The organism is Albidovulum sp., assembly GCF_008933605.1.
In the GTDB taxonomy this organism is placed as follows: domain Bacteria; phylum Pseudomonadota; class Alphaproteobacteria; order Rhodobacterales; family Rhodobacteraceae; genus Albidovulum.
In genome coordinates this window covers 18747-31567 of the sequence record NZ_WBUS01000024.1, presented here as the reverse complement: position 1 = coordinate 31567, position 12821 = coordinate 18747, and the positions used below count along the sequence as shown (strand labels likewise).

Below are 12821 nucleotides of genomic sequence, written 5' to 3'. Positions count from 1 at the left end.
CGTCGGGTGTTGTCGCGGCGGCCAGCGCCAGCGCCGTTTCGGGCTGCGGCGTGGCAGTCTGCGCGAAGACCGGGACTGCGGGCTCGGGCGCAGCATCCGGCGACGGTTCGCCGGTCGCGATGGCCGCGTCTGCCGGCGCCGCTGTTTCTTCCGACGCTGGCGCCTCGGCGAGCGCAAGCGCCTGTGCCTCGGCAAGGGCGGCCGCGATGTCGTCCTGCATTGCCAGGAGCAGTTCCTCGGCCGGTGCCTCGGCGGGCTCCCCGGTGGCGGGCAGCGGCCGTGTGCGGGGCCGCGGGCTCTGCGCGACGGCGACCTTGAGGCGGAGCGTCTTGCCGGCGGGCACCGCATCGGGGGCCGTCGTCACCGCGCGGGCGATCGCTTCGGCAAGGGCATCGTCCTCGCCCGTCGTGTCCTCGACGAGAAGCTCCGGCTCTTCCGTCCCGGTGTAGGTGGGCCGCGCGGGCTTCTGCACCGAGGCGCGGTTCGGCGCCTTGCCGAAGCCCATGTCGAGCAGTTGCGCCGCGCGTGCGTTGCGGTCTGCCGTGGACTTGCCGCCGAAGACGGTGGCGATGACGTGCTTGTTGCCCCGGTGCGCCGAGGCCACGAGGTTGAAGCCCGCAGCCTGGGTGTAGCCCGTCTTGATTCCGTCGGCACCCTTGTAGGCGGCAAGGAAGCGGCGGTTCGTCGAGGCGACCTGGGCAACCCCTGCATCGGCCGAGGTGCGCGAGAAGATGTTGTAGTACTGCGGGTAGTCGTAGAAGAGGTGCCGCCCGAGGATCGTCATGTCGTGCGCCGTGGAGAGATGTCCCTTGGCGGTCAGCCCGTTGGCATTGACGAAGCTCGAGCGCGTCATGCCGAGTGCCTTGGCGGTGCGGTTCATGCGCTTGGCAAAGGCCGGCTCCGACCCCTCGATCGCCTCGCCGATGGCGGTGGCGGCGTCATTGGCGGACTTGATCGCCGCGGCGCGGATCAGGTAGCGCAGCGCGATCGTCTGCCCGGCCTTGAGCCCGAGCCGGGACGGCGGCTGGGCGGCGGCGTGCTTGGAGATCGTCACCTTGCTGTCGAGCGTGATCTCGCCGCGCTCGATCGCCTCGAAGGCGATGTAGAGCGTCATCATCTTGGTGAGCGAGGCGGGATGAAGCCGGGTGTCGGCGTTTTCCTGATGCAGCACCTCGCCGGTGCGAACGTCGATCACGTAGTCGGCGTAGGGCGCGGCCAAGGCCGCGAGCGGCACGAGGATCCATGCCAGAGCGAACGCCAAGAAGAGTCGCGTGCGGGGTACGCACTGCCCGGGACAGACGAACACCTGTCTCACCTATGTCCTGCCTCGCGCCCCGGTCATTGTCGCCGGAGCTTTGTGATTTGCGCCACGATAGCACAGGGCTTGCGCGGCGAAAACACCTGAAATTCAATGTCTTTGTTGCCGAAGCTGAGACAGATGTAGCGGCCTATCGGGAAGCGCGGGCAGATGTTGCGGCCCCGGCGGCGCAGCACACAAGATCGGCTCAGGCACCGTTCTCGATCCGCTCGACCAGCGCGGGAAGCGCGCCGAGGTCGACAAGCCTGTGGAAGCGGCCGTGCCCTTCCGGCGGAGCGACCTCCTCGAGCGCCCAGGTCAGGTCGTGCGGCACATGGACGCCGAAGCCGCCGACCTCCAGCACCGGAATTACATCGGATTTCAGCGAGTTGCCGGCCATCAGCACGGATTCCGGCGCAAACCCGCGGCGGGCGAAGATCGCGGCATAGACCGGCGCGGACTTGTCGGACACGATCTCCACCCCGGCGAAGAGGTCGCCAAGGCCCGACTGGGCAAGCTTGCGTTCCTGATCGAGAAGGTCGCCCTTGGTGATGAGCAGGAGCGGATGGCTCTCTGCCAGCCGCTCGACCGCCGCGCGGGCCTGGGGCAGAAGCTCGATCGGATGGGCCAGCATCTCCTGTCCGGCCGCGACGATCTCGCGGATGACGCGTGCCGGCACCCGGTCCCCGGTGACGTCGAGCGCGGTCTCGATCATCGAGAGCATGAAGCCCTTGATCCCGAAGCCGTAGTGCCCGAGGTTGCGCCGCTCCGCCGCGAGCAGGCGCTCCTCCAGATGGTCGCGCGGCGCGACATCGGCGAGAAGGGCGGCAAAGCGATCCTGCGTCAGGCGGAAGAAGCGCTCGTTCTGCCAGAGCGTGTCGTCGGCGTCGAAGGCGATTGCGTCGAGTGCGGGCATGGGATCTCCCCGGGAGGCGTAGTCTGGCGCGGCGCGCGGGCGCGGGGAAGCGCCCCTGCCGCGGAACCCTTTTCTCGCCCTATTACTCGATTATATTGGGGATCGAACCCCTTGTCCGCGAATCCCCCGAGGAGGGAGCCCTTGGCGCCGAGCCCCGTCACATTGTCGGACCGCAAGGAGGGCCGTGAGCACGAGACCTCGGTCATCACCAAGACGCGGCCGAAGACGCAGCGCCCGCCGCTCTACAAGGTGCTCCTCCTGAACGACGACTACACGCCGATGGAGTTCGTCGTCCATGTGCTCGAACGGTTCTTCGGAATGACCCACGCGCAGGCGTTCGAGATCATGCTGACCGTGCACAAGAAGGGGCTTGCCGTCGTCGGTGTCTTTTCCTTCGAGGTGGCCGAGACGAAGGTGGCGCAGGTGATGGACTTCTCGCGCCGCCACCAGCACCCGCTGCAATGCACGATGGAAAAGGAATAGGGGTACGGCCCCGATCCCGATGACAAATCCCAGGCTTGCCCTCGCGCTCATGGCCGCCGACGCGCTGCCCGCCGCGGGGCGCGTTCTCGTCATCGGCGGCAGTCCCGGCCTGTCGGACCTCCCGAAGGAGCGGACGGTCGTCGTGCAGGCGTTCCGCCCCGACCACGATACGCTTGCCGCCCAGGGCTGGACGGTCGTCCCGGACCTTGCGGCCGCGGCCGGCGATTTCGCCGCGGCAGTCGTGTTCCTGCCGCGGTCGCGGGCCGCGGCGCGGGCGGCGGTAGCCGAGGCCGCGCGGCGCGTGGCTGCGGGAGGACCGGTCTGGATCGACGGGCAGAAGACGGACGGCATCGACCCGATGCTGAAGGACCTGCGCGCCCGCACCGCCGTCTCGGCGCCGGTCGCCAAGGCGCATGGCAAGATCTTCCGCTTCGACGCGGGCACGTCCTTCGACGACTGGCGCGCCGCCGACATTTCCCCCGCGCCCGGCTTCGTGACGCGGCCGGGCGTCTTTTCCGCCGAGAAGGTCGACCCTGGCTCGGTCCTTCTCGCGGCGGCCCTGCCGGAGCGGATGCCGGCGCGGGTGGCAGATCTCGGCGCCGGCTGGGGCTGGCTCTCGGCGCAGGTCCTGACGCGGCACGGCGTGGCGGAACTGCACTTGGTCGAGGCCGACCATGCCGCGCTCGCCTGCGCTCGCCGCAACATCGCCGACCCGCGCGCGCGGTTCCACTGGGCGGATGCGACCCGGTTCCGGCCCGAGGCGCGGCTTGACGCCGTGGTGACGAACCCGCCCTTCCATGCCGGCCGGGCGGCTGACCCCGCGCTCGGCGCCGCATTCATCGCGGCCGCCGCGGGTATGCTGGCCCCGGCGGGCCGGCTCTGGATGGTCGCCAACCGGCACCTGCCATACGAGGCTGTGCTGGCGCGCCATTTCCACGAGGTCGCGGAGATCGGCGGCGACGGCGCCTTCAAGCTTTTCGCCGCGGCACGGCCCGCCGCGCGGCCCTTGGCGGCTGCTGCCCCTGCGCCTCGCCGGCGCCGGTGATCTCGGCTAACCTCGCGCGGCAGAATCACGGAGCGCGGAGAGCCCATGTCCCTGTCCATTGCCGGCAAGAGCGCCATCGTCACCGGGGCCGCCAAAGGCATCGGCCTTGCCATCGCCCGCCATTTCGTGAACCGGGGCGCAAGGGTCATGTTCGCCGATGCCGACGAGGCGCGGCTGGCCGAGGAAGTTGCCTCGATCGCGGCCGAGGACGGACCGGCGCGCTACTTCGCCGGCGACCTCAGCCAGAAGCTCACCCTCGCCAACCTCCTGTCGGCCACGGTGGACGCCTTCGAGCGGGTGGACATCCTCGTGAATGCGCAGCGCACCGTCCTGCTGACCGAGGACGCGCTGAACCCCGACGATCCCTCGATCGAGGCCACGCTGCGGCAAAACCTCCTTCCGGCCCTGAAACTGAGCCAGATGGCTGCGCGCCGGATGATCGCGCAGGCCGAGCGCGACGAGCAGACCGAGGGCCCGGTGGGCGCGATCATCAACGTCTCGACGCTGGCCGCGCGGCGGGCGCAACCCGGCCTGCTGGCCTATTCGCTTGCCGGTGCAGCGCTCGACCAGGCGACGCGGTCGCTCGCCGTCGTGCTCGCGCCCGAGCGCATCCGGGTGAACGGTATCGGAATCGCAAGCGTGATGAGCGCGAGTCTGCAGGCGACGCTGAAGGACAAGCCCGACTGGAGCGACTCCGTCGTGGCGGGGACGCCGCTTGGCCGCATCGCGACGCCGACGGAGGTGGCGGATGTGGCGCAGTTCCTCGCCTCGGACGGGGCGGGTTTCGTGACCGGCCAGATCCTCGGCGTCGACGGCGGGCGCAGCGTGGTCGATCCCGTCTCGGTTCCGGCCTACTGAAGGGTCAGCCCGAATAGCGCGCCTTGCACGCTTCTATGTGGTCGAGCGCGCGCGGCACCGCCGCCGCGCGCCGGTTCAGAAGGAGTGCCATGCGCCGGTTTTCGGACGCCGGGTCGATGGTCTTCGGCGTCTCCACGATCTTGGTTTCGGTGTAAAGGCAACTGCCGCCCCCGTCGCCGCAGCGCCGACGTTCGAGATAGGGCACCGTCTGGCGGTCGATCCCGTAGCCACGGGCTAGCCCGGCCTCGGTTTCGGCAATGAGCCGGTCGAGCGTGCGCACCTCGGACACGGCCGCGCGCATGCACTGGTCGCGCCCGGCACCGGCGCAGGCGCCCAGCACCAGGGACGCGAGGACAACCAGGCAGGCGCGTGCTCTCATTCGGGGAATTGAGCCTTGCAGGCCGCGATGGCGGGCTCCGCCTGCGCGAGGAGTGCCTTGCGCCGGGCGAGGAGCCCGTCGAGCTTGCGCTGCTCGGCCGCCGGGTCGATGGCCACCGGCTCCTTCACCGTATCCCAGACCGGCTCGAAACACATCCTTCGCGGGGTGCCGGCAACCCAGTCGTCACAGATCTGCCATTCGTGGTGCATGACCTCGCGGCGTTCGTAGCCATAGCCCCGGGCAAGCGTCGCCTGCTGTTCGGCGATGAGCCGGTCGAGCGTGCGAAGTTCGCGCGTGGCGTTGCGGATGCACTGTTCCTGCGGCGTTCCGCAGGCGGCGAGGCCGGCGACGAGGAGAAGAAGGGCGGCGGTGCGGTGCATGGGAAACCTCGGGGGCAAGGTCAGCGGGCGGGGCAGGCGGCGACGGCGGCGGCGATCTGCGCCTCGAGCCGTTCGCGCCGGGCCAGAAGGGCGTCGAGCGTGCGGGTCGCCGCCGCGGTGTCGAGCGCCTCGGTGCGGGTGCGCGTTCCCGGATCGGTGCAGAAGCTGACGCCCACGTGCGACCGCGCGCTGCCGAGGCAGAGGTTCACGGCCGAGCCTGTCGGCACTTCAACGGTGCGGTAGCCGCGCTCGATTTCGGCGCGCGTCTGGGCGATCAGTCCGTCGATGGTCTTCAGTTCGCGCGTCTCGGCCGGCGCGCAACGGGTCGCCGGGTCGGTCGCACAGGCCGCCAGGACGGCGGCGAAGGTCAGGAGGGCGGGGATGCGGGGCATGGACATGGACGACTCGGCACCGGGAATGGGACGGCCAGTCTAGCGCGCCGCACGCCTCTGCCAAACCCCCGCACCGAAATGTCGCAGTTCAGGCGGGGTTCTGGCGGCGCGCGCGCGAAGCTGCTAGGCGGAGGGGGGCGATCCAAACGGGGGAAAGCGGTCATGCCAGAGGAGTTCGAAAGCCGGAAAGCCCGCGCCGCGACCTGGTTTCGCGCGCTGCGCGACGAGATCGTCGCGGCTTTCGAGGCGCTGGAGGATGCCGCCCCGCCGCGGGAGGACGACGCCGGACCGGGCCGGTTCGAGGTGACGGAGACCCGCCGCGCACAGGAGGGCGGGGGAGATGCCGGCGGCGGGCTCATGAGCGTGATGCGCGGGGGCCGCGCCTTCGAGAAGGTGGGTGTCAACGTCTCCACCGTCCACGGCATGCTCGGGGCGCGGGCGCAGGCCGCGATGGCCGCGCGCGGTGTGGCGGGCATGGCCGAGGATCCGCGGTTCTGGGCCTCCGGCATCAGTCTTGTCGCCCACATGCAAAACCCCCATGTGCCGGCTGTGCACATGAACACGCGGATGTTCTGGACGCCGCATGCCTGGTGGTTCGGTGGCGGCGCCGACCTCAATCCCTGCATCGAGTACTGCGAAGACACCCTGCATTTCCACGCCACTCTGGAAGCGGCCTGCGATGCACATGACCCCGGTTACTATCCTCGCTTCAAGTCCTGGGCCGACGAGTACTTCTTCGTCCCGCACCGGGGCCGCGCGCGGGGCGTCGGCGGAATCTTCTACGACGACCTGAACACCGGCGACTGGGTGGCGGATTTCGCCTTCACCCAGAGCGTGGGCCGCGCCTTCCTGTCGGCCTTCGTGCCGCTGGTCGAACGGCGGATCGGCACGCCCTTCGCCGCGGCCGAGCGCGACATCCAGCTTGTGCACCGCGGGCTATATGCCGAATACAACCTCGTTTACGACCGCGGCACGAAGTTCGGGCTGGAGACCGGGCACGACGCGAACGCGGTTCTGATGAGCCTGCCACCCCTGGCCAAGTGGGTCTGACGACGAAGGAGAGACGGCGATGACGCCTTCGCAATGCAGCACCATGGCAGAGCTCCGCGCCGAGATCGACCGCATCGACGCGCGCCTCGTGGCGCTTCTGGCCGAACGCGCGGCCTACATCGACCGGGCGGCGGAACTGAAGCCGGCGCTCGGCCTGCCGGCGCGGATCGACGACCGGGTGGAAGAAGTCGTCGGAAAGGTCCGCGCCCGTGCGATCGCCGAGGCGCTCGATCCCGATCTGGCGGAGGCGCTCTGGCGGCGGCTTATCGACTGGTCGATCGCGCGGGAAGAGGCGAAGATCGGTCGCGTATAGGTCACGCGCCCCGGTCCCGGCCGGCGGGGAACGCCATCCGCACCTTCAACCCCGGCGCGTTGTCGAGGAGGTCGAGTTCCGCCCCATGCAGCCGCGCCGTCGCGGCGACGAGCGCGAGGCCAAGCCCGTGGCCCGGGGTCGTCCGGCTGCGCTCTAGGCGGTAGAGGCGCCTCAGCACCTTCTCGCGCTCCTCCTCCGGAATCCCGGGGCCGCGGTCTGCGATCTCGATCACCGGGCGGCCGCCGTCCACAGCCGTGCGCAGGCTGATTGCGGTTCCGTCCGGCGTGTGGCGCAGCGCGTTCTCGATGAGGTTGGCGAGCGCCTGGCCGATCAGGCCCTTGTCGCCCGGGACAGCGAGCGTCGCCGGAGCAAGGTCGAGGGTGAGCGCGCGGCCGGCTTCCTCGGCATCCGGCCCGTAGAGCTCGGCCATGCTCGCCACGAGCGCGTTGAGATCGACGGGCACCGACGGGGGGCGGGTGCCGCCCCCCTCGATCTGGGCGATGCGGAGAAGGCCCTGGAAGACGGCGACGGCGCCCTCGGCCTCAGCCAGCGCGCGGTCCGCCAGTCCCGCCTCGCGGCCGCCGGGGGCGAGCCCTTCGCGCAGGTCGTGGAGGAGTACGGTCATCCGCTGGAGCGGCGTCTTGAGGTCATGGGCGATATCGGCGGAGACCTGCTTCAGCGCCTCCGTCGCGGCCTCCTGGGCCTCGGCCATGCGGTTGATGCGTGCGCCGATCCGGGCAAGGTCGTCGGCCCGGCCCGGCTCCGCCGGGATGCGGGTATCGAGTGCACCCTCGGAGAGCCGTCCGAGTGCCTGCTCGATCCGCTCTACCCGCGCCCGGGCACGGGCGGCGAGTGCCGCGCCGAGGCCGAGCGAGATCAGCACCGTCGGCACCAGGCTAAGGGCGAGGAGCCCCAGGAACGTGCGGCCAAGCTCGCGGATCGGCGTCAGGCTTTCGCCGATGATGAGCACGCCCCCCGCCTTCCGGTCGATCAGCGGCAGGTAGCCGTCGCGGCCGAGCGGGCGGCCCTCCGGCATCGGCCGGATTTCCACCCCGTCGGCGGTGAGCCGCGCGTCGGCGTTGCCGGTCACGCGGCCATCGGGGGCTATGTAGGCGAAGACGCGGTGGGCCGGATCGGCGGCCTCGGCCGCCGCCGTGACCATGACCTCGGCCGCGCCGGGAGAGGCCGCAACGTCGAACCCGGCCATGAGCTGGACGAGGTTGGACCGCATCGCCTCCTCGGCGGAGCTGCGCAGGCTCAGGTATGCGAAACCGAGCGTCACGAGATTGACCACGGCGAAGACGACGACGAGGCCCATCGCCTGCCGCACCGGCGTCGATCCCGCGCTGCGGCTCATCACGCGGAAGACGCGCGGGACCAAGGTCAGTCCTCGATCTTGTAGCCGGCGCCGCGGACGGTGCGGATCAACTCGCGCGCGAAGGGCTTGTCCACCTTGGCGCGGAGCCGGCTGATATGGGTTTCCACGACGTTGGTCTGCGGATCGAAGCTCAGGTCCCAGACGGATTCGAGCAGCATCGTGCGGGTCTGAACCCGCCCCTTGCGCCGCATCAGGTGTTCCAGGAGCGTGAATTCGCGGGGCAGGAGGTCGATGTCCTGTCCCGCCCGCGTCACCTTGCGGGCGATAAGGTCCATCGTCAGGTCACCCGCCTTCAGCACGGTTTCCACCACCGGCTGGGCGGCGCGGCGGCCGAGGACATCGACCCGGGCGGAAAGCTCGCCGAAGGCGAAGGGCTTCACGAGGTAGTCGTCGCCACCGGCCCGCAGGCCCTCGATCCGGTCGTCCACGCCGCCCATCGCGGTGAGGAAGAGCGCCGGTACCGTCACCTTGGCCGAGCGCAGCGCCCGGACCAGCGACAGCCCGTCGAGCCCCGGCAGCATCCGGTCGACGATCAGCACGTCGTAGCCGCCCCGCATCACCTGCGCGAGCGCCTCGCGCCCGTCGGCCAGGTGATCGACGACATGGCCTTCCTCGCGCAGGCCCTTCGCCAGATAGGCTGCCGTCGTCGCGTCGTCTTCGACCAGGAGGAGTTTCATCGTTCGGCCCGTGTTCTCGCTGGCCCCAACATGGGGGTACCGGGGCCTATTGTCACGCAGGTGCTGCGGGGGTGCTGTCGCGCGGATTACATTTCGGTGAGCTTCGCCGAAGGCTCGCGCCGGCGTGAGGAAACTTACGAAATTTCAACCTTGGCGACCGGCGGGTGCAAGGGTGCCACGCCAGATTGGCATCGTCCCCGGCAGCGACCGGTCCGCAATTCCAAGGAGCAGACGATGACAACCTCCACCCGTTCCCGCACCCTCCGCCTGCCGGCCCTCGCGCTCGGCGCGCTCATGGGTGCCACTGCGCTCACCGCGGTCACGCCCGCCTTCACGCCCGCGCCCGCCTATGCCGCAGCGGTCCAGCCGGGCGGCTATGTCGATCTTGTGGAAAAGGTCGCGCCGGCCGTCGTCTTCATCGAGGTCACGAAGGCGGTAGAGCAGCCGGCGATGACCCCTGGCAACATGCCCGAGGGCTTCCCTCTCGACGAGTTCATGCGCCGCTTCGGGATGCCGATGCCGATGCCCGGTGCCCCGCAGGGCCAGGGCGGCGAGATGCGCGGCGTCGGCACCGGCTTCATTGTCTCGGCCGACGGGCAGATCGTGACGAACGCGCATGTCGTCGATGGCGCGGATGCGGTGAAGGTGACCTTGTCGGACGGCCGGACCGTTGACGGCAAGGTGCTGGGAACCGACACCGCGACCGACATCGCCTTGGTGAAGGTCGAGGCGGGCGGCAGCCTGCCCACGGTGGCCTTCGGCGACTCGACCCAACTGAAGGTCGGGCAGGATGTCGTGGCCATCGGCAATCCCTTCGGTCTTGGCAATTCCGTGACCTCGGGCATCGTCTCGGCGCTTGGCCGCGACATCAATTCGGGCCCCTTCGACAACTACATCCAGACCGACGCGGCGATCAACAAGGGTAACTCCGGCGGCCCGCTCTTCAACACCGATGGCGAGGTCGTCGGCATCAACACCGCGATCTTCTCGCCCACGGGCGGCTCGGTCGGCATCGGTTTCGCCGTGCCCTCGGAGACGGCGGAGAAGGTCGTCGCGGCGCTCGCCAAGGACGGCACGGTGGAGCGCGGCTTCCTCGGCGTGCAGATCCAGCCGGTCACGGACGACATCGCCGCCGCGCTCGGCTTTGACAAGGCCAAGGGCGTTCTGGTGTCGGACGTGACGGCCGATACCCCGGCGGCCAAGGCCGGAATCACGCGCGGCGACATCGTCGTCAGCGTGGACGGGACCGAGGTGAACTCGCCCCGCGACCTCACCCGGATGATCGCGACCGACGCGCCAGGCGCGACGGTGAAGCTCGGTCTGCTTCGTGCGGGCAAGCCGGTGGATGCCACCGTGACGCTCGCCTCGCGTCCCGAGCAGCCGGCCTGATCTTCCCTTCGTCAGGCCAGGCGCGGGCGCCCCGGTCCAGGGCGCCCGTTTCCGTCCGCCAGGTCCGCGCCATGATGAAATCTCATCAGCGCGACGCTTCCCTCGGGCTTGCGAAAAGCGCATTCACCGAGGACGGAAACCGGGGGACGAAAGCCATGCACATCACCGTCACGACCGCGCCCTGCTGCTGGGGCGTCGACGACGTGGCGAACCCCAACCTGCCCGCCTGGACGCGCGTCCTCGACGAGGCGGCGGCGGCCGGCTACGGTGGGCTCGAACTGGGTCCCTACGGCTATGTCCCCCTCGATCTGCCCGTTGTGACCGAGGCCCTGACGACGCGCGGCCTCTACATTGTCGCCGGGACGATCTTCGACGATCTGGTGACGGGGACGCGGCGCGGCGACCTCCTGCGCCAGACCCGCGAGATCTGCGCGCTGATCACCCGCCTGCCCAGGCCGCCCCTGGCCGACGGGCAGCGTCACCCGGCGCCCTACCTGACGGTCATGGACTGGGGCCATGACGAACGCGACTTTGCCGCCGGCCACCCCGACCGCGCGCCGCGCCTTGCGGCGGAGGCCTGGGACGGCATGATGGCCACGATCCGCGCCATCGCCGAGACGGCGCGCGACGAGTTCGGCGTGCGCGCCGTCGTCCACCCGCACGCGGGCGGCTATATCGAGTTCCGGGACGAGATCGACCGGCTTGCCGCCGAGATTCCGGCCGAAGTGGCGGGCTTCTGCATCGACACCGGCCACAGCTATTACGCCGGAATGGACCCGCTCGACGCGCTCGGGCGCTACTGGGACCGGATCGACTACATCCATTTCAAGGACATCGACCGTGCCGTTTTCGACCGCGTGATGAGCGAGCGCATCCGCTTTTTCGAGGCCTGCGCCAAAGGAGTCATGTGCCCGATCGGCCGCGGTGTCATCGACTATCCGGCGATCCGCGCCTTTCTCTCCGAACGGGGCTATGGCGGTTTCATCACGGTGGAGCAGGAGCGCGATCCGCGGAACGCCGGCGGCTCGCTCGCCGATGTGAAGGCAAGCCGGGACTACCTGAAAGGCGTCGGATTCTGAGGGAGGCAAGGCCATGATCGACGGAACCAGAAAGACGATACGCGCGCTGCGCTGGGGCATGGTCGGCGGCGGTCGGGGCAGCCAGATCGGCTATATCCACCGTTCGGCCGCGCTCAGGGACCGGTATTTCGACCTGAAAGCGGGGGCGCTCGATCTCGACGCCGCACGGGGCGCTGCCTTCGCGGCCGATCTCGGCGTGGAGCGGGACCGTACCTATCCCGACTGGCGCGCAATGATCGCGGCCGAGGCGGCGCGGGAGGACGGGATCGAGGTCATCACCGTGGCCACGCCCAACAACACGCATTACGAGATTTCGAAGGCCGCACTTCAGGCCGGGATGCATGTCATCTGCGAAAAGCCCCTGTGCTTCACCACCGCCGAGGCTAAGGAGCTTCAGGCGCTTGCGAAGGCCAGGGGCCGGGTGATCGGCGTGACCTACGGCTATTCCTGCTATCAGACGATCGAGGAGGCGCGCGCGCTTGTCGCGTCGGGCGCGCTGGGCAAGGTGCGGCTGGTGAACCTCCAGTTCGCCCACGGCTTCCATTCCGCCCCGGTGGAAGAGGAGAACCCGGCGATCAAGTGGCGGGTGGACCCGAAATTCGCCGGTCCGTCCTACGTCCTCGGCGATCTTGCCACCCATCCGCTTTACCTGTCCGAGGTGATCTGCCCCGACCTGAGGATCAGGCGGCTGATGTGCGCGCGCCAAAGCTTCGTCGCCTCGCGCGCGCCCCTGGAAGACAACGCGGTGACGCTGATGGAATACGAGGGCGGCGCCTTCGGCACGGTCTGGACCTCGGCCGTCAACGCCGGGGCGATGCATAGCCAGAAGGTGCGGATCGTCGGCGAGAAGGCGTCCATCGAGTGGTGGGACGAGTTCCCGAACCAGCTTCGCTACGAGGTGCAGGGCGAACCGCCGCGCATTCTCGACCGCGGCATGGACTATCTGAACCCTGCCGCGCGCGCCGACGACCGGATCGGCGGAGGACACCCGGAAGGGCTCTTCGAAAGCTGGGCGACGATGTACGAACGCTTCGCCCGCGCCATCGAGGCCGCGAACGAGGGTCGCGCCCCGGACCCCGCCCTGCGCTACCCCGACGCGGCGGCGGGCGTCGCGGGCGTGCGCTGGGTGGAGAACTGCGTGCGCTCGGCCGATGCGGGCGGCATCTGGGTGGACTACGCCTGACC

15 protein-coding genes are annotated in these 12821 nt (G+C 69.7%); 8 read left to right on the top strand and 7 right to left on the bottom strand.

Annotation, left to right across the window (positions count from 1 at the left end):
* Positions 1 to 1261 (bottom strand): D-alanyl-D-alanine carboxypeptidase family protein (locus F9K34_RS05460; protein ID WP_291335896.1); only part of this gene is annotated, 1261 nt, incomplete at its 3' end.
* 244 nt (positions 1262 to 1505) lie between these two features.
* Positions 1506 to 2213 carry an HAD family hydrolase gene (locus tag F9K34_RS05455; RefSeq protein WP_291335895.1) on the bottom strand — a complete coding sequence of 236 codons (708 nt, stop codon included), beginning with the start codon at positions 2211 to 2213 and terminating at the stop codon, positions 1506 to 1508.
* A gap of 141 nt (positions 2214 to 2354) precedes the next feature.
* Here F9K34_RS05455 and clpS point away from each other — a divergent pair, with 141 nt between their 5' ends.
* The 3 genes from clpS to F9K34_RS05440 are packed head-to-tail and all read left to right on the top strand — an operon-like array spanning position 2355 to position 4599.
* The gene (gene clpS / locus F9K34_RS05450; RefSeq protein WP_436405711.1) at positions 2355 to 2696 is read left to right on the top strand and encodes an ATP-dependent Clp protease adapter ClpS; all 342 of its coding nucleotides are present in this window, start codon (positions 2355 to 2357) and stop codon (positions 2694 to 2696) included.
* 19 nt (positions 2697 to 2715) lie between these two features.
* Entirely contained in the window at positions 2716 to 3741 is a 1026-nt protein-coding gene (locus tag F9K34_RS05445; protein WP_291335894.1) for a class I SAM-dependent methyltransferase, read from the top strand.
* A gap of 45 nt (positions 3742 to 3786) precedes the next feature.
* Positions 3787 to 4599 (top strand): SDR family NAD(P)-dependent oxidoreductase, encoded by an 813-nt coding sequence (locus tag F9K34_RS05440; RefSeq protein ID WP_291335893.1) that lies wholly within the window; start codon positions 3787 to 3789, stop codon positions 4597 to 4599.
* Positions 4600 to 4603: 4 nt separating this feature from the next.
* Here F9K34_RS05440 and F9K34_RS05435 read toward each other — a convergent pair whose 3' ends face one another.
* The 3 genes from F9K34_RS05435 to F9K34_RS05425 are packed head-to-tail and all read right to left on the bottom strand — an operon-like array spanning position 4604 to position 5756.
* Entirely contained in the window at positions 4604 to 4978 is a 375-nt protein-coding gene (locus F9K34_RS05435) for a hypothetical protein (RefSeq protein WP_291335892.1), read from the bottom strand.
* The gene (locus tag F9K34_RS05430) at positions 4975 to 5358 is read right to left on the bottom strand and encodes a hypothetical protein (RefSeq protein ID WP_291335891.1); all 384 of its coding nucleotides are present in this window, start codon (positions 5356 to 5358) and stop codon (positions 4975 to 4977) included. The genes F9K34_RS05435 and F9K34_RS05430 overlap by 4 nt, the downstream gene beginning before the upstream one ends.
* Positions 5359 to 5378: 20 nt before the next feature.
* Positions 5379 to 5756: a hypothetical protein gene (locus F9K34_RS05425; protein WP_291335890.1), complete on the bottom strand. Its 378-nt coding sequence runs from the start codon at positions 5754 to 5756 to the stop codon at positions 5379 to 5381.
* Positions 5757 to 5912: 156 nt separating this feature from the next.
* Here F9K34_RS05425 and hemF point away from each other — a divergent pair, with 156 nt between their 5' ends.
* Positions 5913 to 6800 carry an oxygen-dependent coproporphyrinogen oxidase gene (hemF, locus tag F9K34_RS05420; RefSeq protein WP_291335889.1) on the top strand — a complete coding sequence of 296 codons (888 nt, stop codon included), beginning with the start codon at positions 5913 to 5915 and terminating at the stop codon, positions 6798 to 6800.
* 43 nt (positions 6801 to 6843) lie between these two features.
* Positions 6844 to 7113: a chorismate mutase gene (locus F9K34_RS05415; RefSeq protein WP_291335888.1), complete on the top strand. Its 270-nt coding sequence runs from the start codon at positions 6844 to 6846 to the stop codon at positions 7111 to 7113.
* Between the two features lies 1 nt (position 7114).
* On the opposite strand, the gene F9K34_RS05410 is transcribed toward F9K34_RS05415, so the two are convergent.
* Together F9K34_RS05410 and F9K34_RS05405 are read right to left on the bottom strand one after the other, a co-directional pair.
* Positions 7115 to 8494 carry a sensor histidine kinase gene (locus F9K34_RS05410; protein WP_291335887.1) on the bottom strand — a complete coding sequence of 460 codons (1380 nt, stop codon included), beginning with the start codon at positions 8492 to 8494 and terminating at the stop codon, positions 7115 to 7117.
* Between the two features lie 2 nt (positions 8495 to 8496).
* A complete protein-coding gene (locus tag F9K34_RS05405; protein WP_291335886.1) occupies positions 8497 to 9168 on the bottom strand; it encodes a response regulator transcription factor in 672 nt (223 codons plus the stop codon).
* 234 nt (positions 9169 to 9402) lie between these two features.
* On the opposite strand from F9K34_RS05405, the gene F9K34_RS05400 reads away from it, so the two are divergent.
* From F9K34_RS05400 to F9K34_RS05390, 3 genes are all read left to right on the top strand, one after another.
* The gene (locus tag F9K34_RS05400) at positions 9403 to 10557 is read left to right on the top strand and encodes a Do family serine endopeptidase (RefSeq protein ID WP_291335885.1); all 1155 of its coding nucleotides are present in this window, start codon (positions 9403 to 9405) and stop codon (positions 10555 to 10557) included.
* Between the two features lie 155 nt (positions 10558 to 10712).
* Positions 10713 to 11636, top strand: a complete 924-nt coding sequence (locus F9K34_RS05395; RefSeq protein ID WP_291335884.1) for a TIM barrel protein — start codon at positions 10713 to 10715, stop codon at positions 11634 to 11636.
* Between the two features lie 13 nt (positions 11637 to 11649).
* A complete protein-coding gene (locus F9K34_RS05390) occupies positions 11650 to 12819 on the top strand; it encodes a Gfo/Idh/MocA family protein (protein ID WP_291335883.1) in 1170 nt (389 codons plus the stop codon).
* The last annotated feature ends 2 nt before the right edge of the window (positions 12820 to 12821 follow it).